Origin of the sequence: Nonomuraea sp. NPDC050643 (assembly GCF_040654715.1) — a bacterium.
Classification (GTDB): domain Bacteria; phylum Actinomycetota; class Actinomycetes; order Streptosporangiales; family Streptosporangiaceae; genus Nonomuraea.
In genome coordinates, this window is record NZ_JBFAIM010000047.1 from 76,057 (window position 1) to 96,321 (window position 20,265).

18 protein-coding genes are annotated in these 20,265 nt (G+C 65.7%); 10 read left to right on the plus strand and 8 right to left on the minus strand.

Annotated features, from left to right (window positions below):
- Positions 1–160 precede the first annotated feature (160 nt).
- Positions 161–658: a DUF402 domain-containing protein gene (locus AB0I15_RS43800; protein WP_358110082.1), complete on the plus strand. Its 498-nt coding sequence runs from the start codon at positions 161–163 to the stop codon at positions 656–658.
- A gap of 110 nt (positions 659–768) precedes the next feature.
- Here AB0I15_RS43800 and AB0I15_RS43805 read toward each other — a convergent pair whose 3' ends face one another.
- Together AB0I15_RS43805 and AB0I15_RS43810 are read right to left on the minus strand one after the other, a co-directional pair.
- Entirely contained in the window at positions 769–1,410 is a 642-nt protein-coding gene (locus AB0I15_RS43805) for a response regulator transcription factor (protein WP_358110086.1), read from the minus strand.
- Positions 1,407–3,182, minus strand: coding sequence for a histidine kinase (locus AB0I15_RS43810; protein WP_358110089.1), 1,776 nt, complete (start codon positions 3,180–3,182; stop codon positions 1,407–1,409). The genes AB0I15_RS43805 and AB0I15_RS43810 overlap by 4 nt, the downstream gene beginning before the upstream one ends.
- Positions 3,183–3,295: 113 nt before the next feature.
- On the opposite strand from AB0I15_RS43810, the gene AB0I15_RS43815 reads away from it, so the two are divergent.
- From AB0I15_RS43815 to AB0I15_RS43825, 3 genes are all read left to right on the plus strand, one after another.
- Positions 3,296–4,015, plus strand: a complete 720-nt coding sequence (locus AB0I15_RS43815) for an ATP-binding cassette domain-containing protein (RefSeq protein WP_358110092.1) — start codon at positions 3,296–3,298, stop codon at positions 4,013–4,015.
- A complete protein-coding gene (locus AB0I15_RS43820; protein WP_358110095.1) occupies positions 4,012–4,776 on the plus strand; it encodes an ABC transporter permease in 765 nt (254 codons plus the stop codon). The genes AB0I15_RS43815 and AB0I15_RS43820 overlap by 4 nt, the downstream gene beginning before the upstream one ends.
- 566 nt (positions 4,777–5,342) lie before the next feature.
- Positions 5,343–6,119 carry an ABC transporter permease subunit gene (locus tag AB0I15_RS43825; RefSeq protein WP_358110098.1) on the plus strand — a complete coding sequence of 259 codons (777 nt, stop codon included), beginning with the start codon at positions 5,343–5,345 and terminating at the stop codon, positions 6,117–6,119.
- Positions 6,120–6,832: 713 nt separating this feature from the next.
- Here the strand turns inward: AB0I15_RS43825 and AB0I15_RS43830 are convergent.
- The 3 genes from AB0I15_RS43830 to AB0I15_RS43840 form a co-directional block, all read right to left on the minus strand.
- Entirely contained in the window at positions 6,833–8,518 is a 1,686-nt protein-coding gene (locus AB0I15_RS43830; RefSeq protein WP_358110101.1) for a ribonuclease J, read from the minus strand.
- Between the two features lie 54 nt (positions 8,519–8,572).
- Entirely contained in the window at positions 8,573–9,490 is a 918-nt protein-coding gene (gene dapA, locus AB0I15_RS43835; RefSeq protein WP_358110104.1) for a 4-hydroxy-tetrahydrodipicolinate synthase, read from the minus strand.
- A 178-nt stretch (positions 9,491–9,668) separates the two neighbouring features.
- Positions 9,669–10,112, minus strand: coding sequence for a GNAT family N-acetyltransferase (locus AB0I15_RS43840; protein ID WP_358110107.1), 444 nt, complete (start codon positions 10,110–10,112; stop codon positions 9,669–9,671).
- 471 nt (positions 10,113–10,583) lie between these two features.
- Here AB0I15_RS43840 and AB0I15_RS43845 point away from each other — a divergent pair, with 471 nt between their 5' ends.
- The 4 genes from AB0I15_RS43845 to AB0I15_RS43860 all read left to right on the plus strand — a co-directional run bounded on the left by AB0I15_RS43845 (position 10,584) and on the right by AB0I15_RS43860 (position 15,580).
- Positions 10,584–11,300: a GntR family transcriptional regulator gene (locus AB0I15_RS43845; protein ID WP_358110110.1), complete on the plus strand. Its 717-nt coding sequence runs from the start codon at positions 10,584–10,586 to the stop codon at positions 11,298–11,300.
- A gap of 753 nt (positions 11,301–12,053) precedes the next feature.
- Complete coding sequence (gene radC / locus AB0I15_RS43850) at positions 12,054–12,824, plus strand: DNA repair protein RadC (RefSeq protein WP_358110113.1); 771 nt, start codon at positions 12,054–12,056, stop codon at positions 12,822–12,824.
- A 1,743-nt stretch (positions 12,825–14,567) separates the two neighbouring features.
- Positions 14,568–15,059 (plus strand): GntR family transcriptional regulator, encoded by a 492-nt coding sequence (locus tag AB0I15_RS43855; RefSeq protein WP_358110116.1) that lies wholly within the window; start codon positions 14,568–14,570, stop codon positions 15,057–15,059.
- Positions 15,060–15,100: 41 nt separating this feature from the next.
- Positions 15,101–15,580, plus strand: coding sequence for a GntR family transcriptional regulator (locus tag AB0I15_RS43860; protein ID WP_358110119.1), 480 nt, complete (start codon positions 15,101–15,103; stop codon positions 15,578–15,580).
- Between the two features lie 572 nt (positions 15,581–16,152).
- On the opposite strand, the gene AB0I15_RS43865 is transcribed toward AB0I15_RS43860, so the two are convergent.
- From AB0I15_RS43865 to AB0I15_RS43875, 3 genes are read right to left on the minus strand one after another with little or no spacing between them, the layout of a single operon-like run.
- Positions 16,153–16,548: an ASCH domain-containing protein gene (locus AB0I15_RS43865; RefSeq protein ID WP_358110123.1), complete on the minus strand. Its 396-nt coding sequence runs from the start codon at positions 16,546–16,548 to the stop codon at positions 16,153–16,155.
- Between the two features lie 10 nt (positions 16,549–16,558).
- Positions 16,559–17,581 (minus strand): hypothetical protein, encoded by a 1,023-nt coding sequence (locus AB0I15_RS43870; RefSeq protein ID WP_358110126.1) that lies wholly within the window; start codon positions 17,579–17,581, stop codon positions 16,559–16,561.
- Between the two features lie 45 nt (positions 17,582–17,626).
- Positions 17,627–18,472: a DMT family transporter gene (locus tag AB0I15_RS43875; RefSeq protein WP_358110204.1), complete on the minus strand. Its 846-nt coding sequence runs from the start codon at positions 18,470–18,472 to the stop codon at positions 17,627–17,629.
- A 30-nt stretch (positions 18,473–18,502) separates the two neighbouring features.
- Here AB0I15_RS43875 and AB0I15_RS43880 point away from each other — a divergent pair, with 30 nt between their 5' ends.
- On the plus strand, positions 18,503–18,679 hold the full coding sequence (locus tag AB0I15_RS43880) for a hypothetical protein (protein ID WP_358110207.1): 177 nt from the start codon (positions 18,503–18,505) through the stop codon (positions 18,677–18,679).
- A 166-nt stretch (positions 18,680–18,845) separates the two neighbouring features.
- A complete protein-coding gene (locus tag AB0I15_RS43885) occupies positions 18,846–20,258 on the plus strand; it encodes a PLP-dependent aminotransferase family protein (RefSeq protein ID WP_358110129.1) in 1,413 nt (470 codons plus the stop codon).
- The last annotated feature ends 7 nt before the right edge of the window (positions 20,259–20,265 follow it).

Here is a 20,265-nt window from a genome sequence, read left to right on the forward strand (position 1 = left end):
CTCAGCGACAGACGTACACCACACCGACCACCCAGTCCGGCCCGAGACACCACCCTGCGACCTCGGTCAGGCCAGGCCCGCATCCCCCTCGTGAACCTCCCCGCCAGCCCCACCACCAGCGCATCGTGTGGAAATCGTCCGACATGGATAAATTCTCCATATGACTGACGTGCGAATCGTTTTCCGTAAGTACGGCGGTGCGTTGCACTGGAACCACCCCGGTCGGCTACTTGGCGAGGACGAACACGGCGTCTGGGCGGAAGTACCCGAAGGGACCGTGGCTTACAAGGGCAACGGCCCATCGATCACCTACCCTGCCGCCGCAATCATGCTGTTCCCTAGGGACGCCTGGTGGACGGCATCCTTCAACGCACCGCCCAAGAAGAGCGAAATTTACGTCGACGTCACCACCATCCCGGAGTGGAAGGACGGCGAGGTGACCATGCTCGATCTCGATCTAGACGTGATCCGAATGCGCGACGGGCGGCTCATTCTCGATGACGAAGACGAATTTGCTGAGCATCAGCTACTACTGAACTATCCAACCGACCTGATCCGTCAAGCGGAAGATACTGCACGTTGGCTACTCAAGGCAGTGGGAGAGCGAAAGGAACCGTTCGGCAGCGCGCACCTGGCATGGCTGACCAAAACAGCATGAAATTCGACCGAACAGCTAATCCATATAAGCAATGAGTGAACACCATCAGCCCCGAACGCCGACCGAATTGGTTTAGAGCCCCGCCATCACCATAGCGCCTAGGACCGACATTATCGCGCAGCCGAAACCAAGCCACTCTCATACGCCGCTATAACGAGCTGCGCCCGATCCCGAGCCTCCAACTTGGCCAGCAGTCGCGTGATGTGCGTCTTAACCGTAGCCAAACTCACCTGTAGATGCCCAGCGATCTCACCGTTCGACAACCCCCGCGCTATCAACATCAACACCTCACGTTCCCGCTCAGTGACCCCGTCCAGCCCTTTCACCCGAGGTAGCACGGGAGTACGCGTGAACTCCTCAATCAGCCTACGCGTAACAGCCGGGGCGAGGAGCGCCTCCCCACTTGCAACCACCCGAATAGCAGCGAGCAAGTCGGAGGGCGGCGTGTCCTTCAACAAGAAACCACTCGCTCCAGCCCGCAGCGCATCATAAACATATGCGTCAAGATCGAACATCGTCACCACAAGAACCCGAGCCACCTCCTTAATATGGCGGGTGGCCTCAATTCCATCCATTTCCGGCATGCGTACATCCATGAGCACCACATCGGGCCGCTGCTCCAGGGTTACCGAAACTGCTTCGACCCCTGTACCCGCCTCACCCACCACCGCCAGATCGGGCTCGGAGTCGACCAGCACCCTAAAGCTTCCCCGGAGCAGCGCCTGATCGTCCGCGACAACAACCCGGATCACGAAATCTCCCCGTAGGGCAATCTGGCGAAAACACGGAACCCCCGCCCAGGAAGGCTTCCCGCTTCGAACGCCCCTCCGTACATCATGACCCGCTCCCGCATTCCAATAAGCCCGTGTCCCGCACCGTCGGAAGGCAACGTACGCCGCCCCGGCCCGTCATCGACCACCTCGATCAGCACCTCCTTGTCATCAGCGACCAGCGAAACCCGGCACCGGGCAGGCGCGGCGTGCTTGACCGCATTCGTCAGAGCCTCCTGCACGATGCGGTACACCGACAGCCCCACACCCTCCGAAAGCTGTACGCCACCGAACAGACCACCATTGTCCGGTCGGCCAGCACTGTGAGATCCCCCCGAACCTTCCGACTGGGCACAGGACTCAGCCGCTCCAGCACCATCCGATCGCCTCATCCCATCCGACTGGCCACCGCAGTCTGATCTCCCAGTCCCATGTGACAACCCCACACCACCCAGCAGGCGGTCATCCCCCATTCGCCGGACCCCATCCAACTGTCGCGGGCCCTCATCGGACTGCCCCATCTCACTCAATAGGCCGCCCCACTCGGACTCTTCAGCACCCTCCAACCGCCCGATGTCACCCCGCGACCCGTCACCATCAAGCCGCCCCACCCCATCCCTCAGGTTCTTGTCATCAAATCGCCTCACCCCACCGCTCAAACCCTCGTCATCAAATCGCGTCAAGCCACCCCGCAGCCCTCCACCATCGAACCGCCCCACGCCATCCCCCAACCCCCCACCATCGAACCGCCCCACGCCACCCCTCAGCCCTCCGTCATCGAAGGGCCCCGGGCCACCGGGTAGCCCTCCACCTTCCGAAAGCCCTCTGTCGCCCGAAGGCCCGCCACCTTCGGAAGGCTGTTTTCCTGCCGCGTGCTTCGCTTGCCGTACCCCGTCGCCAGTCCCGGTCCGTACATCAAGCTCTGTTTCCACCCCCGCGAGCCTGGCCTGTTCCACCAGCCCTTGTATCCCCGCCACACCAGGCACAGGTACGAGATCCGGCACGTTCGTGGACCGGAGCATCCCGAGCAGATGTCGCATCTCGACCAGGGCACTCCGGCTGGCAGTCTCGATCACCCGCAAGGCGTCGTGCGCCTCTTCCGGCTTGCTCGCCATCACGTGATTCGCGACCCCTGCCTTGACCGCGATCAGCCCTACGCTGTGCGTGACCACATCGTGCAACTCGCGAGCGATTCTCAACCGCTCTTCCGTCACCGCCTGAGCGGCCATCCGCTCAGCGTCTCGGGCCGCGAAGTACCTGCGCTCCTGTACGGCCCGCCCGACCGTCCACGCGCCTCCCAGCGCCGCAATGCCCATGAGTGGCTTGTCCAGGTGCAACATCCACTCCGGAACACCCTGGGCCGGCGTGCCCGCCACCGTCATGCCCAAGACGGTGACCAGACTCACCACCCCGATGGCCAAGGTCGGAACCGTGGGCCCGAGCCTGTTGGAGAGCGCGACAACATAGAGGGCGTACGCGGGCGCGACATAGGCGAACGCCACGGCGTCGATCATCACGGCGAAGACGGCCAGCACTAACGTGAGGCAGAAGACAGACAGAGGCCACAATCTCCGCATGGCCAGCGGCAGCCCCAATCCGAAGGCGATGGCGAGCCGTGCCGAAGGCGGCAGGGCGATAGTGTGAACCGCCGACGTGAGGAACACGAACGAGAAGCACATTCCCGCCAGCACATCGAGCATGACCAGCTGGTGACGGCTCCAGCGCCTGGCGAAGAAGGGGTGCGTGTCGTCCACGCGTCGAACGGTAGCCGTTGAGACAGCGTGCGCACGTCAACCCTGGGTCTGACCTTGAGGTTCGAACCGTGGTCCGACGCGCCGGCGCCCCGCCGTCCCGCATCCTTTACGGCGTGATCGAACTCCAGCACCTCACAAAGCGCTACGGCGGCACACTGGCCGTGGACGACCTGTCATTCAAGGTCGAGCCCGGTCACGTGACCGGCTTCCTCGGCCCCAACGGCGCAGGGAAGTCCACCACGATGCGTCTGATCCTCGGTCTCGACGCGCCGACCTCCGGTCAGGCGCTGGTCAACGGACGCCGCTATGCCTCACTCGGTAAGCCGATGCGCCAAGTGGGCGCGCTCCTCGACGCGGGCGCCGTCCACGGCGGGCGCAGCGCCTACAACCATCTGCTGTGCATGGCCCGTACCAATGACATAGGGCCTATGCGAGTGGCCGAGGTGCTCGAGCAGGTCGGCTTGGCAGGCGTGGCGCGCAAACGGGTGGGCGGGTTCTCGCTCGGCATGAAACAGCGGCTGGGCATCGCGTCTGCGCTGCTCGGCGACCCAGGCGTGTTGATGTTCGACGAACCCGTCAACGGCCTCGATCCCGACGGTGTGCGCTGGATCCGCGACCTGATGCGTTCACTGGCCGCGGAAGGCCGGACGGTCCTGCTCTCCAGCCATCTGATGAGCGAGATGGCCCTCACCGCTGAGCGCATCGTCATCGTCGGCCGCGGCAAGCTCGTCGCCGAGGCCACCGTCGCCGAGCTCACCGCCCGCTACCCCACGCTCGAAGACGCCTACATGGCCCTGACCGCCGACAGCCTCCAATACGGAGCGGCCCGATGAAGGCCGTCCTTTCCTCCGAGTGGCTGAAGCTACGTTCGGTGACTTCGACTTATCACACCATGGGCATGGCCGCTCTGACAGCGGTCCTCGGCATCGCATGGACGCTCTACGTGAGCGATCTCGCCGACGAGCGGGGCATGCTACGCGCAGCCGCTCCAGAGGAGGGATTCCTGCCGCTGGTCCAGATAAGCCTCGCCGTGCTCGGCGTGCTCACGATCACTTCCGAGTACGCGACAGGCATGATCCGCACCAGCCTTGTCACGGTCCCGAAGCGCAGCACATTACTCCTGGCCAAGGCGGGGATCGTTGGTCTGGCCACGTTCGTAGCCGCCAATGCGATCCTTCTCATCACATATTCCACGAGCCGCCTCATCGCGGGCGATCGTCATCTGGCCTTCAACGAGACCTTGTTCGCTGACGACCTACCGAGGTTGTTCGCTTCCGGGCTGTCAGTAACCGCACTGGCGCTGGTCGGCCTCGGCCTCGGCGCCACCATTCGATCAACGGCTGGAGCGATCGTGTCAGTGGTCGCCCTACTCTTCGTACTCCCCGGCCTGGCGAACTACCTGCCCCCGCCCTGGAACACCCGCATTGCCACACTCCTCCTGCCGAACCTCGTCCCCCAGATAGCGGACCAACGCCTCTCGTCCCGCCTCGGCGACGGCTACCTCCCCCCGTGGGCAGCCCTGGCCGTCCTCCTCGCCTACCCCCTCATCACCCTCCTCATCGGCTACTTCCAACTGAGGCGAAGAGACGCGTGACCGCGTCACCCCCAAACCCCCAACGTCCATCCTCGTCTCGCCACCAGCACCTCCGCTGACGCCTGTACGAGCCCCGAACCGCCCACCAATGCGCACCTGCACCAGCCCGCATCCCACCTTGTCGATCCGCACCCCTCACAACCGCACCACCCCACCCGTGCTGATTCACCACCGCCTCACCGCCTCACCGCCTCACCGCCTCACCGCCTCACCGCCTCACCGAGGCCTAGCCAAAGCCCGCCCCTGTCCATCCGCCCGTCGCCTTTCCCAGCACACCAACCCGCACTTCAGCCAGGGCGTATCTAACGCTCTCTTCGGCCAACACTCATCTCACGCGACCCGCCTACTCCTGCGTCCACGCTGCCCGACCCACCAATCGGGGGCCGATTCCAACCGTCCCCACTCGCACGTCCCTCGGGGCCTTCGCCAGCCGGCCAATTTGCACTGCCACCAGCGCTCTCATCATCAAGTTGGCCGGATGCAGCAGCACTTGTCCTACCGACCAGACACAGCACTCGACGAAAGACCGATCGGTTGAATGCCCTGCCCCTTGAACGGATCCCCACATGAGCGTGCTCACCTCGGAATGGCTGAAGGTCCGCTCTGTCCGCTCGACCTACTTGATCCTCGGCCTCGGTCTCGGCGCCATCCTCCTGGGTCTCGGACTGGCCGTCATGGCCGCCGGCATGTACGACGCCGCCTCCCCGGAGAAACAATCAATCGCACGCATCGCGGACCTGGAGGAAGTGCTGGTGGTCGTGCCCCAGCTCTGCATGGGCGTCCTGGGCACCCTGGCCATCACCTCTGAACACGTGACGGGCCTGATCAGGACGAGCCTGGCCATCGTCCCCCGCCGCTGGCCCATCCTCGCCGCCAAGTCCGCCATCGTAGGGACACTGGGACTGCTCGTCGGCGTGACGACGGTCTTCGGCACGTACTTCGTGGCTCAAGCGGTGCTGGGCGATCGCTTCTCGGGCGCGTACACCGCCGCGTTCACTGACCGGCTGCCGTTCCTGATCGCGACCAGTCTCACGGTGCCGGTGTTCGCGCTCCTCGGCCTCGGACTGGGCGCACTCCTGCGTTCAGCCGCAGGGGCGATCGGTGTCCTGGTCGGCCTCGCATACGTGATCCCTATGATCATCGGCAAGATCCCGGAGCCATGGAGTGAGCGCCTCGGCTCACTCATGATCGGTGCACTCCCCCGAGAGATCACCGGCGACATCATCACCACGTCGGTGTACGGCTCGCTCCTGCCTCCCGCAGCCGCCGCAGCACTGCTCGTCGCCTACGCAGCCGTCCCTCTGCTGGCAGCTACCTGGCTCGTACGCCGAAGGGACGCCTGACATGGAGACCCTGCCCTGCTCTCTACCCACGGGCTTCCGCCGTCTCCGAGCCCGGTTCCTTCCTCTGGAACGTCCGCTCCTCGGAGCCGATGCCCTTCTTCGAACATCCACCTCTCCGGGCGGGGATCCGCTTCCGAACATCCACCCCTCCGAATCGGGGCTTTCCTCCCGGAACATCCACCCTCCGGACCGGGGCCTTCCTCCAGAACATCCACCCCTCCGAACCGGGGGCTCTCCCCTGGGCCATCCGCTCCTACAAGCCGGCGCTCACAGGGCCTGCAACTGACCAGAACGGAAACCCCTGCAGGGCTTGTCGGTGGACGGGGGCGTACGTCTGGCGCACCGCACTGATCGATGACGGGAGCTCAATGATGTTGCGCTGGATCGAGCCGCGCTCTGGAACAACTTGTCGAGACCCGATGGCCGGATATGTGGTCGCCACGGACACACACGAGCGCCCGCCGTCCCCGATGCCTGGAGTTTCCCGTCCCAGGGGCGGGCTCACGTCCCTGGTGAAGCGAGCGCTCCAGGCACTCGGCCTCGCCTACCAACGTAAACGTGCACAGGGTCATGAAGAAGGGTGCGTCCGCCGATCCGTTCCGGCTCCCGAAGTACGTGGCGCCTTCACGCCCGGAACACCACCGGACACAACCCTCAGCCGACAACTTCCCCGGGTACGGCAAGCAAGAATGCCTGCCGTACCGTCGGAAGATTCAGACCTCGACCACCACAGGAATGATCATGGGCCGACGGCGATAGGTGTCGCTCACCCAGCGCCCCACCGTACGGCGGACCACCCGCCGAATCTCCTGCATGTCGACCACGCCATCCGCGGCCTTCTCCTGGAGAGCCCGTTCGATCTGCGGGATGAACTGGTCGAACTGCATGGGGTCGATGCCCGATCCACGCGCGTGGATCTCGGGACCAGCGGTGATCTTGCCGGTGTTGGAGTCGACCACCACGACCACGGAGATGAACCCCTCGTCGCCGAGGATCCTGCGGTCCTTCAGCGAGGTGTCGGTGATCTCGCCCACGGACGAGCCGTCGACGTAGACGTACCCGGCGTGAACCGCACCGACGATCTTCGCTCGCCCGTCGACCAGGTCCACCACGACGCCGTCCTCGGCGATCACGATGTGGTCGTCCGGCACGCCGGTGAGGGCGGCCAGCTTGGCATGGGCGCGCAGGTGGCGCCACTCACCGTGCACGGGCATGAAGTTCGAAGGGCGGGTCAGGTTGAGCACGTAGAGGAGCTCGCCCGCGGCCGCGTGGCCCGAGACGTGCACCTTGGCGTTGCCCTTGTGAACGACGCGGGCGCCCCACCTGGTCAAGCCGTTGATCACCTTGTTGACCGCGGTCTCGTTCCCCGGCACCAGCGACGAGGCCAGCAGCACGGTGTCACCCTCGGCGATGCGGATCGGATGGTCACGGTTGGCCATCCTGGACAGCGCCGCCATCGGCTCACCTTGGGAACCTGTGCAGACCAGCAGCACGTCCTTCGGCGGCCATTCCTCGATGTCGCGCGCGTCGACGATCAGGTCCGGCGGCACCTTGAGGTAGCCCAGGTCGCGGGCCACACCCATGTTGCGCACCATCGAGCGGCCGACCAGTGCCACCTTGCGGCCGTGTCTGGCGGCCGCGTCCATGACCTGCTGGATGCGATGTACGTGCGACGCGAAGCTGGCCACGATGACCCGCTGCTCGGAGGTGCGGATCACCTCGTCGATGACCGGTGCGATCTCCCGCTCGCTGGTGACGAATCCCGGCACCTCGGCGTTGGTGGAGTCGGACATCAGCAGGTCGACGCCCTCGGTGCCGAGCCTGGCGAAGCCGCCGAGGTCGGTCAGGCGACCGTCGCTCGGCAACTGGTCCATGCGGAAGTCACCGGTGTGCAGGACGATGCCCGCAGGTGTCCGGATGGCGACGGCCAGCGCGTCGGGGATCGAGTGGTTGACCGCGAGGAACTCGCAGTCGAAAGGCCCGAATACGTGCCGTTCGCCCTCGATGACCTCGTGTTTGATCGGTTGGATCCTGTGCTCGGTGAGCTTGGCCTCGATCAGGGCAAGCGTGAGCCTGGATCCGATGAGCGGGATATCGCGCCGCTCGCGCAGAAGATACGGCACTGCCCCGATGTGGTCTTCATGGGCGTGCGTCAGCACCACGGCTTCGACGTCGTCGAGCCGGTCCCTGATGTATTCGAAGTCGGGCAGGATAAGGTCGACGCCCGGCTGGTCGGGCTCGGGGAACAGCACCCCGCAGTCGACGATCAGCAGGCGGCCGTCATATTCGAAGACGGCCATGTTCCTGCCGATCTCCCCCAGCCCGCCGAGTGCGACGATGCGCAAGCCGCCCTCAGGCAGCACCGGCGGGGGGCCAAGCTCAGGATGCGGATGGCTCATGCCTGGCCCCCACGGTCAGATCGTGTTCTCAAAACTTCTGGTTCCTCCCCGTTCCTATGCGTCTGTCAACTTCACCCCGCCGGCTACCAGGCAAGCACGCAGCTCGGCGATTTGCTTTTCTGTCGCGTTCACGAGCGGCAGGCGTACCGGACCGGCCGGCACGCCCAGCATGCTCAGTGCCGCCTTTGCCATGATCGCCCCACCGGCGCGCAGCATGATCCCGTCCACCACGGGCGCCACCTGGCCGTGAATGGCCAGGGCCTGCGCGACGTCGCCGTTCTTGTGCAGGTGGATCATGCGGGCCAGCTCGGCGCCGACCACGTGCCCGACGACGCTGACGAATCCGGCCGCGCCCAGCGACAGCCAGGCCAGGTTGAGCAGGTCGTCGCCGGAGTAGAAGGCGAGATCCGTCATGGCCATCACCTGGCTGCCGGCGAACAGGTCGCCCTTGGCGTCCTTCACGGCCACGATGCGTTCGTGCTGCGCGAGCCGGATCAAAGTCTCGGTCTTGATCGGTACGCCACTGCGTCCCGGGATGTCGTACAGCATCACTGGAAGTTCTGTCGCGTCGGCGACGGCGGTGAAATGCTGGTAGAGCCCCTCTTGCGGGGGCTTGTTGTAGTAAGGCGTCACCACCAGCAAGCCGTGCGCGCCCGCATGTGCCGCCTGCTTCGCGAGTTCGACACTATGGCGGGTGTCGTTGGTGCCCGCTCCCGCCACCACGGTCGCACGGTCGCCGACCGCGTCGAGGACAGCGCTGACAATCCGCTGCTTCTCCTCGTCAGAGGTGGTGGGCGACTCACCGGTCGTCCCGTTGACGATCAGACCGTCATTACGCTGCTCGTCCACCAGATAGGTGGCAAGACGTCGCACAGCCACATAATCGACCTCACCGTCGGGGGTGAACGGCGTGACCATCGCGGTCAGCATACGGCCGAAGGGTGCGTCGGTGGTTCCAGTTGGCGATGCCATAGTGCGAACGCTACCTGGATTCAGAAATCCATTGGACGTCGCCACCCCGCTTTGCCTGCCTGGAGCCGCTTTTTGCCCCCTTTCGCCAGCATCTCCGGAGCCGACCCCACCACGATATGCGACTCGATCATGTGCGACGACCGTACACGCGGTCACCACCCGCCATGGCGAGAGCCTGCTAAGACAGCTCGATCTGATACCGGATGAAACCCCGATTCTCGGCGACCTTGTCGTACAGGAGCCGGGCCGTGGCGTTCGACTCGTGTGTGTTCCAGTACACACGCGAGCAACCACGACCCCTGGCCCATTCGGTCACAGCCTCGATCAACGCCCGGGCGACTCCTCTGCCTCGGACGTCCGCGTCGGTGTACAGATCCTGCAGGTAGCAGACGTCGGTGTCGGGCGCGGAGGTGTTCGCATGGGTGAAGAAATGCGTGATCCCGACGAGTCGTCCATCTAGTCTCGCGCCGAAGGCATGCAGCCGGGTGTCCGCCCGGAACTCCTGCCACGCCCGCTCGTACATCGAGTCCGGCTCGACCCGCTGGTAGAAGTCGATGTACGCGCGGAACAATTCCTCCCATGCGGCCCGGTCGGACGGATGCAGCCTGCCGATGTCGATCATGGGATTTCCTCGAGGTACGCAGCCCGGAGGGCGCTGGGACATGTCCCGATAGGCGGGGGTACGACACCACAACCTAGGGAGAAGTGGCCATACAGGGCACGGCCACTCGGCAGCGATACCAGGAGACCACTTACGCCGATGTGATCCACATCGCGGGGATGACCACCTCACCCGCAGCGACCGCCGACCATCCCCTGGTACGAGGCACGGCCACGGCACACCGGCGCCAGCCCTCCGCCGCACACCACCGGCAGAGGACATTGGAAGAGGCCGCCGATATGTGCTCGGGGGTACACACATCGACGACCTCTACCGGAGAATCGGCTTCCCTTACATCGGCGTTACAGGGTTTCTCCGATAATTTTCCGCCATCGCAAAGTTGGGGCTCCAGCAGTCATCGATGACGGTCGGTTACCTGCCGAATACGGCAACATGGGGCAACGCCTCACACGAACCCCCAGGGATGGACTAGTGGCCACCTCAGATCCGGTCTACCTGCGTGTCGTCGAAGACATCCGGCGACAGATCACCGACGGCACCCTTCCCCCAGGCGCGCCCATTCCCTCACGGGCGCAGTTGACCCGTAAGTACCAGGTCGGGGAGACCGCCGCCCGTCATGCACTGCGCGTGCTCGCGGGCGAGGGCCTCATCATCGGCCGCGTGGGCTCGGGCCATTACGTCAGGGAACGCCCCGACCTCACACCGCTCTACCGCTGGCGATTTCTCGATCACCCCGCCCCGTTCGCCGCCGACCTGCAATCTCAGGGCAGACGCGTGACCTGGGACTGGCACAGCGAACCCACCGAAGCGGGTCCCGACATCTCGAGACGACTACGCCTGCCGGAGACGACCACGCTCACCAAAACGCATTACGTCTTCCGGGGGGACGGCAAGCCGCTCCAACTTGCCACGTCCTACGAGCTACGGGAGTTCGCGGCCCACTCGGATGAGGAACGCCGCAGTCTGGTCGCGAGGATGTACGCGCACGGCATAAAGATCACCGAGATCGTCGAAAGCGTGCACACCCGTGTTCCCCGGCCTGCGGAGAGCGATGCACTCGATTTGGCGGCGGGCGTGCACGTACTGCATGTCGAACGTACGCACTGGGCCGGCGATCGCCCTGTGGAGACCAGCGACATCGTCGTTCCGGGCGACCGCTTCCGCATCATGTACAGCATGCCCCTCTAAAACGGAACACTCCGGGCGGGCTCCCTCTCGCCCGGAGCCCCCTCACCCCTCAACTGATCCACCAGCCCGTACCGCGGACGGGCAGCCGCTCCCTCCTGAACGGGAGGAACGCGCGGCAGAACTCGCGAACCCAGCCACCTCAATGCGCCGTGTACTGCGTTGCGCAGAAGTCGGCACCTTCCAGGCCGACCACGCTGGGGCGACCGCAGGGGCCGATGCCCCCCTCTGCCATAAGCCGATGGACCAATACCCTCGACCGTCACGAGCGGATGCGGTCATAGGCCGACGCCTCAATTGCCGCATGCTTCCACGGCCACAATCCGGCGGCGCCTCGCACTTGCCAGATGCGACACACCCCCGCATAAGGGATGCTGGCACGGCCCTCGGGAAAGCGTCGTTCATGACACCGGCGACAGTCCGTGACCGTGGCGCCTTGCGCGGAGGCTAGCTGGATGGCCTCAAGGTCGGACAAACCATCACGTAGAACTGACCTCTGCGACGAACCCGCGCATCCCGCCAATTCCCCCCGAGGTCACCGCCAGCCCACCGATCGCCGCTGATTCCTCCAATTCCTCCAAGCACCGCCGGGCGCCACGCGGCCCCCCATCCGGCTATTCATCCGGTTCGTCCGGGCAACCCATCCCGTCAATCCCGTCGATCCGCCAGTCCGCCAGTCCGCCAGTCCGCCAGTCCGCCAGTCCGCCAGTCCGCCAGTCCGCCAGTCCGCCAGTCCGCCAGTCCGCCGATGGTGCGGTGCCCGACGACATTTACCCCATCCATCAACGAAAGGAAAGCACGGCCTTTCCCACAAACGCGCAGGTCAGAGATTGTCGGTGCCCGTTGATACAACAGTTGCGGAGGTTGCCGATGCGAGTCAAAGACCTGTCCAAGAGTGACCGGCCGCGCGAACGGCTCATGTCCAGCGGCGCCGATGCCCTGGCGGACCGCGAGTTGCTGGCGGTGCTGCTTGGCTCGGGATTTCACGGGGCGAGCGCCCTGGACCTGGCCACTCAGGTGATCGAGCATTGCGGAGATCTCGATGGCCTGGGCCGTTCCGATCCCCACCGGTTACTGGCCCTGCGCGGCATCGGCCCGGCCAAAGCCGCACGAGTGACCGCCGCCTTCCATCTCGTACGCCGGGCGGCCGCCTGGCCCGAACGCGAACGGATCACAAGCACGTCCGATCTGGCGCACGCCTGCGCTCCACTGCTGCACGACCGCACGCAGGAGCGACTGGTCATGGTGGTCTGCGACACCGGCGGACGGGTGCTGAAGCGCGTGGTGCTGACCGAGGGCGGGTCCGACCACACCGTGATGTCGGTACGGAGGGTCATCACGGAAGTGCTCACCGCAGGTGGCGCCATGTACGGCCTTGCCCACAACCATCCTGGCGGCTCGCTCGAGCCCAGCCTGGCCGACTTGGAGGCCACGGCCAGGCTTGTCGAGGCCTCCGAGATGGTCGGGCTGCGCCTTCTCGACCACCTGATCATCACGGATGAGGCCTGGAGGAGAATTCCCACGTAAACCCATTCCACTCCGGACCATAAACCCGGCCGACACCAAAAGGCATGATCTCCTGTATAGCGCCGAACAGCAGTTTTCCAACGGATGCCCATGAGAACCTAATGGCGCGGGTAGGCCGTTACGGACGTCAGCCGGCCACTACTCGTCGTGGCGTGATCTCGTGCCCTTGGAACAGCATGAGGCCACGTCCATGGTCTCGCGCGATCCCTGGCGGAGCTCATTCGCTCGCACTGAGCGGTTGAGCGGGCGCGCCGTCTGGGATCGCGCGACGACAAATGGTGCGCCAGCGACGATCGCATAAGCGCACCGTCGCTGGGGGTCCGGCTCGCACACACGGTGGCAGTGCAGCGAGCCTAGCCTTTGTCGCACCCTTTGCCGCCGGACGAACCGCAGCATTTGTCCGGCGGCAAAGCCATGTCCGCTGTCTTCACCATGGTCACAACATAAAGTCGGAGCCACCGGTTACAAAGCCCTTCACTACTGGGCGCTCAAACGGCATACTGTTATCGGCGGCCATCGCGTCTTTGTCCTTCCGAACTGCGTCTTCGAAGGACCGCGGTGGCCGTCACCATTTCTCCCCTCACCTCCCGGGGCGGCGCACACACGCGACCAGCAAGGATTGTGTAGGGAGTGCGCAGATTTGTGCGAATAATCCTTGCAGCGCCTGGCAAATACCTTCGAAATAGCCGAAGGTCGACCGCACTGTCCTTCTCACACAAATCACATTTGTCCTCTGCAGCCATCTCTGTTCTCCTTCGCCCTGCAATCCTTTCCTTCGAAGGGTTACACGGTGGCTGCCCGAAGGCTGCTGAGAGAGCTTTAGCATCGGATAGCGTAGAGAACGGTGACAAGCCCACCTCTATCCGGAAGTGGGAGGCAGCCGGCTGAGAGCTGGTAAGCGCTCGCGAAAATGGTGACGGCCATCGCGCGTTTCCTTCGAGGGCCTAGTCGAGATCGAAGGAGAAGTGGGCGATGGCCGCAGGAACTAGTGTGGCGGCTGAACTCCTGCCAGACGGTGAAGATGGAGATCGGGAACCCCGACTTTGTCGTCCTGCTGGCCCGTACCGACCTTGGCCGCTGGCTCCGTTCCTCCGGTGAGGTGAGCTGCCCGCTCCAGCGTGGCCTTCTTGGGGCAGGTGGGCGGCAGGATGGCGCCGTCCGGGACCGAGCTGCTGTTTGCCAGCGGCCTCTGCTCCGGCCATCGCCGGCCTGGCGCGCACTGCGCCTTCGACTGCGATCCCGCAGAGCCGGATCGCAGAGGGATTGTGGGTGTGAGAGTGGTTTGCGAGTTTCGTCTGGTCGTAGGTGTGGTGGGAAACCTGAGCGGCCGTCGCGAGCGAGCGGGTGTCCGCGGAGACAGTGTTCTTAGAGGGGCGGGGCACGTGTTTGGGATGTCAGTTGTACGAGGCGGTGGCACAGTTGGGACGGTGGCGATCGTCAGCTCTCAACGTCTGATGAGCGGCGTATGACCATATGGCTGGTTTCTTGGAGAGGGCGCCATTCAGGATCGACTTCGTTTGCATAGTTCGCCGAAGTCTGGAATGGGTGACAAGTTGTGGAGCACGATGCGGCCAGACTCCGGGCGGCTTGATGATCGGAGTGAAAGTTCCTCTTCGTTGTCAATTGCTGGGGCTCATGGCGATCTTGGGTGGCTCGTGTCTCGGCCGTCCGGTCAGGTGACTCGTACTCGTGTGCGCGTGTGTGTTTTGAGTGGAGTTGTACGGTTTCGTTTATGATTTGAGCGTGCTGGATCGTGAGGGGCCTGTGCCCATTTACAAGCAGGTGGCCGGCCTGGTCCGTGATCAGATCGAGCGTGGTGAGCTCGAAGCCGGCGATCCCGTGCCCAGTGAGGCCGGCCTTGAGAAGGGTTTCGGCATCGCTCGCACTACCGCGCGGCGGGTGGCTCGTGAGCTGCGCGATCAGGGGCTGGTGTACACGATTCGGGGCGAGGGTACTTTTGTTGGGCGGCCGGGTACGCCGCGGTCGTTGAGGAGGCTGCCGCTCTATCGGAAAATCGCCCACGACGTTGTTGGACGGATTAGACACGGTGAGATAGCGCCGAATCGGGCTATTCCCGGTGAGAAAGTGATGATGCGGCAATACGGCGTTGCCAAGGTGACCGTACGGCAGGCTGTTGCGCATCTCAGGGAGCAGGGGTGGGTCTTCACCGTGCCTTATCGAGGTACATACGTCGCCAACTCGGATAAATGGCCGCCTGACGATCAGGGTTTCTAATCGCCCTGCCGTCGTCTGGGCTCTTGGATACCCTTAAGAGCGTGCTGAATCGCGAGGGCGACACCCACCTATATCTGCAGATCAGTGAGGTCATCAAGTCGCGCATCCTTGCCGAGCTCTCCCCTGGTGATCTTGTGATCAGTGAGGCGGGGATCCAGCGGGAATTCAAGGTGGCGCGCACGACCGCGCGCCGGGCGATTCGAGTGTTGCGGAACCAGGGGCTGGTTCATACGCGGCAGGGTGAGGGCACTTTTGTGAACGCCCCCGGTCAGAGCGGGCCCCTGAATCGCCGAGCGCCGTTCTATCGGCATATCGCTGATGAGATCCGGGAGAGGATCAAGGGTGGTGAGCTGCTCCCGCGCTGTTCGATTCCCAGTGAGGTCACGCTGGTGCGTGAATACGGCGCCGCACGTGAGACCGTGCGGCGGGCCATTGCGTTGCTGCGGGATCAGGGGTGGGTCTACAGCGTTCCGCATCGTGGGAGTTATGTCGCTCCCGAGGAGCAATGGCCCCTTGGTTGATGGCAGGAACGCAGGCAGGCCAGCTCGGGTGCCAACGGGGTTGGGACACAGGGTTGCTCATCGCTATCGGGTTGCTGGCACAGCGTCGGCGCAGTGTCGGTACAGCTTCAGAGTTTCGTGGTCTGCCAGGACCCGTGCTCCCGTCGGTGACAGCGGCTCAGGGTCACCGGGCGGTGTGGGTGCAGGTGTCCAACCCGTATGGTGCGGGCTCCGGCGGTGGGGGCATGCCCGTGGGTGACAGGGGCCGGGGTGAAGCTGGGCGGGGCTCGTGGGCGTGCAGGGTCAAGGTTAGGGTTTGTGAGCCAGCGCATGGTCGGGGTTCTGTGGGTGGTGGGTGCCGAGGGGTTCTGTGGGTGGTGGGTGCCGAGGGGTTCTGTGGGTGGTGGGTGCCGAGGGGTTCTGTGGGTGGTGGGTGAGGAGTTCCCGGGGAGCAGGGGGATGGATGGGATGGCGCCAGTGGGTGTCCGTGGCCATGTAAAAGTGGGCCAAACCCACCCGCACTTGGCCGTTGACAGTGGGTGTGGGTGTGAGGTGGCGCAAGTGGGTGAGTCAGGTGGGTGCGGGGTGGTGGTTCAAGGGGCGAGGCGGAACCATAGGCAGACGACTGTTGTGGTGTTCTCCACGTCGTAGCCCTGGTTCGACCAATAGCGGCGGTGGGCCTCGCGCCAATGTTCCGTGGACCGGAACCCCTCGCCCTCCGCTGCCGCGAACTCCCAGCCGACCTCCGCGAAAGGCGTAAGCTCCACCCTCGTTATCTCGATCTCCGCCACCCGGCCACCTGAGTCGTCGACGAGGACGAGGCGTTCGCCGACGTGCTCGACCTCCTCCCCCTCGGCCTCGTAATCGAGCGGCAGCAGCCCGGCCGTCGCCGTTTTCGCGCCGGACAACGTCAGGTCCGTGAGCTGGCGGCGAAGGTCGCCCGGGGAGCCCAGCTCGAGCACGCGCAGTCCGTTCATACGTGGCCACATGCTCGCCATGCTAGAAGACCGGGATGATGTCCTCCGGGTCGATGAAGTCCACCGGTACGCCTTCCAGATCCAGTTCGGGAATGGCCGGGAAGGCGATCCCCCACCGTTCGACTATGGCGCGGACCTTGGCCATCGCCACGCGCCAGTTCTCCGCCTGCTCCTCGTACGAGAGCACCCCCAAACCGGCCTGCCTGGCCTGGTCCATGAGGACGCGGTGGTTGGCCAGGAAATAGGGCGGGAGGTCCCAGAAACCTTCCGGAGGCTCCCAGAGGATCATGCTGAGGAAGACGAATCCCGCTCTGAGCTGGCGGGTGATGAGGACGCGGGTTTCGTCGGTGAGGCCCGGCCATTCGTTCTCCAGAATGGTCATGCAGATCTGGAGATGGCGGGACTCGTCGCGGCCGATGCGGTGGAACATCTCGCTGAAGACCGGGTGGTGCGTACCCGAGGCCATGCCCCTGAACAGGGTCGAGGCCGCCATCTCCCCCATCATGAAGCTGGTGAACAGCACCGGCAGCGAATACTTGCCGACGGCCGAGGTGTAGCCGGTCCAGTAGCGGCCGCCGTTGTGGTAGAGCCAGCCGATGTTGTTGTGCGCGGCCTTTTCGAGGTCGTCCGTCGGCGTCCAGTTGAGTGGGCCGCCCGGCCAGAGTTTGGCGATGGTGCGCTGGCAGCATTCCTCGTGGTTCATCTCGTCACGGGTGATCGAGAAGAAGCACTTCCTGACCGGGTCCTCCTCGTGCTTCTCGAAGGCCTGGATGGTGGCACGGGCGAACACCGCCGGTCCCGAGGCGTCGAAATTGGCCAGGACCGCGAACCAGTACATGATGCCCAGCCGCTGTTCACGGGTGAAGTCGTCCGGGTCCAGGCCGTCCCAGGGAAGGTCGGCCGGGTTCCAGAGCACGCGCTTGGACTTCTCGTAGATGGCGGCGAGTTTCTCGGTCTCCACTCGCCATTCCATGGGATAGATATTGGGCTGCGGGATCTCCGGCGCCGGCCAGAATCCGCCCTCTGGGATCGTGAGGTCCGCCATGATGTGACACCTCCTCTCCCATCCTGCGGGCCTGCGTCACGGCTTTCAAGTACGAGCACGCTGTGTGACGGCCACGCAGATGAGTACGGCCAGGGCCGCCGCCACCGTGAGGGGCCCGAAGCGCTCGCCCATCAGGAACCAGGCCCAGACGAGGGTCAGCAGAGGCTGGGTGAGCTGGGTCTGACCGGCCCTGGCGATGCCGCCCCTGGCCAGGCCCGCGTACCAGGGGATGAAGCCCACGAACATGGAGATCACGGCCACATAGGCGAATCCGGCCAGGGCCTGCGGGTTCGGGGTGATGGGGGTGGTCAGGGCCAGCACCGCGGCCAGGGGGGCGGTGAGCGGGAGGGAGAGGACGAGGGTGTGGGAGATGACCTGCCAGCCGGGGGTCTCGCGGGACAGCCGGCCGCCTTCCGTGTAGCCGACCGCGGCCGAGAGGAGGGCGCCGATCAGGAGCAGGTCGGGCCAGGCGGGTTTGCCCTGGTGCTGGGTGAGGGTGAAGGCGGTGATGGCGAGGGCGCCGGCCGCGCAGGCGGCCCAGAAGAGGGGACGGGGGCGTTCCGACGCTCTGAGGACGGCGCAGACGGCTGTGGCGGCGGGCAGGAGGGCGATGACCACGGCGGCGTGGGCGGTGCTGGCGCCCAGGTCCAGGGCCAGCCCGCTGAAGACCGGGAAGCCGAAGACGACGCCCAGCGAGATGAAGGCGTAGGAGGGCCAGAGGTGTTTCGGGGGGATGAGGGGGCGGTTGGTGGCTTTGAGGCAGGCCAGGGCGATCAGACCGGCTATGGCCGCCCGGCCGATCGCCACCAGCCATGGGTCGAAGCCCTGCATCGCGTAAACGGTGGCCGGGAAGGAGCCGGAGAAGGCCAGCACCCCGAGAAAGGCGAGCAGGGTCCCCTGACGCTCCCGAGGCTGCCGTGGGTGGCGGGGCGTGGGGCTTTCCGGGGGTTCGGAGCGTTCGGAAAGCAAGGGGCGCTCGGACGGGCCGGGCCGCTCGGACGGGCCGGGCCGCTGAAGCGGGCCAGAGCGTCCGGGGAGTCCGAGGGGTTCGAGGGGTTCGAGGGGTTCGAGGGGGCCGGGGTGCGGCAGGTGGTGTGACGGTGAGGGTCCCTGGCCATGGTGCGGAACCGCAGGGTGCGCGGGGTGCTGAGAATCAGCGGGGTGCTCGCCCGTCCCACCGGCACCCATGGTCTCGGCGGCGGAAACCCCGCTCGCGAAAGGGACCGCTACTCCACCGGACACGATAGCGCTATTCTCATCTTTCATGAACAACGATAGCAGTATCGCTCATATCGCCGCGATACTGCGCCAGGAGGCCGACCGGCTGGGCCCGGGGGCCCGCCTGCCCTCCAGCCGCGAGCTGATGCGCCGCCACAACGTCAGCCCCGTCACCGTCTCCAGAGCCATCGGCCAGCTCGCCGCCGAAGGCCGGGTGATCACCAGACCGGGAAGCGGCGCCTTCGTGGCCCCGCAGGTGATCAAGGGCCAGGACGCGGCAGACCTCTCCTGGCAGACGGTGGCCCTCGGCGATCGGGTGGTCGACGAAGGCCCGGTGGCGGCGCTGCTGGCCGCGGCGCCGGACGGCGTGGTGCCGCTGACCGGCGGGTACCTGCGCCCAGGGCTACGCCCGGACAAACAGCTCGCCGCCGCGGCGGCCCGGGCCGTACGCCGGCCGGACGCCTGGGCCATGCCGCCCCTCACCGGCCTGCACGAGCTGCGGCGCTGGTTCGCGGCCGAGGCGGGAGGCGACGTCACGGCGGCCGACGCGTTGATCGTGAGCGGCGGTCAGGCAGCCCTCACGCACGCGTTCAGGGCCCTGGCGGCCCCCGGTACGCCCATCCTGGTCGAAACGCCCACCTACCCGGGCGCGCTGGCGGCGGCCAGGGCGGCGGGGCTGCGGGCCACGGCCGTGCCCATGGACCGCGACGGCGTACGTCCCGACCTGCTGGCCGAGGCGTTCGCCGTCACCGGCGCGCGGGTGTTCTTCTGCCAGCCCACCCTGCACAACCCCACGGGCGCCACCCTGCCGGTGGACCGCAGGGAGCAGGTGCTGCAGGTGGCCAGGGCGGCGGGGGCGTTCGTGGTGGAGGACGACTTCGCCCGCTACCTGACCGAGCAGGCACCTCCGTCGCTGGCCTCCATGGACCCGCACGGCACGGTCGTCAACGTGGGCTCGCTGACGAAGATCCTGTCGCCGAGCATGCGGGTGGCGGCCGTCATCGCCAGAGGGCCGGCCGCGCACCGGCTGCGGGCGAGCCAGCTCGTCGAGTCGTTCTTCGTGGCCCGGCCCTTGCAGGAGACGGCGCTGGAGTTCACCAGCTCCCCTGCCTGGCGGCGGCATCTGACGACCGTGCACGCCGAGATCAGGTCCCGTCGCGACGCCCTGGCCGGCGCCCTGGCGGCCCGTCTGCCGGAGGCCGAGGTGCACCTGCTGCCCATCGGCGGGATGCACCTGTGGGTCCGCCTGCCCGCCGGCACCGACGAGAACGCCCTGGTGGAGGCGGCCAGGAGGAACGGGGTCCTGGTGAGCCCGGGCAGGATCCACTACCCGTCGGAGCCGCCGGGCCCGCGCCTCCGGGTCACGCACATGGCCGCCGCGCACCTGGCGGAGCTGCACGAAGGGGTCCGGCGGTTGTCCGAAGCCCTGCGATCATCGGTGCCCGAACGCGCCCAGTAGAGTGACG

What these genes read in the sequence shown, in the direction of transcription:
- AB0I15_RS43820 (WP_358110095.1), top strand. Translation starts at nt 4,012, where the DNA reads ATGAAGGCCGTCCTTTCCTCCGAGTGGCTGAAGCTACGTTCGGTGACT.
- AB0I15_RS43800 (WP_358110082.1), top strand. Translation starts at nt 161, where the DNA reads ATGACTGACGTGCGAATCGTTTTCCGTAAGTACGGCGGTGCGTTGCAC.
- AB0I15_RS43885 (WP_358110129.1), top strand. Translation starts at nt 18,846, where the DNA reads ATGAACAACGATAGCAGTATCGCTCATATCGCCGCGATACTGCGCCAG.
- dapA (WP_358110104.1), bottom strand. Translation starts at nt 9,490, where the DNA reads ATGGCATCGCCAACTGGAACCACCGACGCACCCTTCGGCCGTATGCTG.
- AB0I15_RS43865 (WP_358110123.1), bottom strand. Translation starts at nt 16,548, where the DNA reads ATGTGGCCACGTATGAACGGACTGCGCGTGCTCGAGCTGGGCTCCCCG.
- AB0I15_RS43825 (WP_358110098.1), top strand. Translation starts at nt 5,343, where the DNA reads ATGAGCGTGCTCACCTCGGAATGGCTGAAGGTCCGCTCTGTCCGCTCG.
- AB0I15_RS43870 (WP_358110126.1), bottom strand. Translation starts at nt 17,581, where the DNA reads ATGGCGGACCTCACGATCCCAGAGGGCGGATTCTGGCCGGCGCCGGAG.
- AB0I15_RS43830 (WP_358110101.1), bottom strand. Translation starts at nt 8,518, where the DNA reads ATGAGCCATCCGCATCCTGAGCTTGGCCCCCCGCCGGTGCTGCCTGAG.
- AB0I15_RS43840 (WP_358110107.1), bottom strand. Translation starts at nt 10,112, where the DNA reads ATGATCGACATCGGCAGGCTGCATCCGTCCGACCGGGCCGCATGGGAG.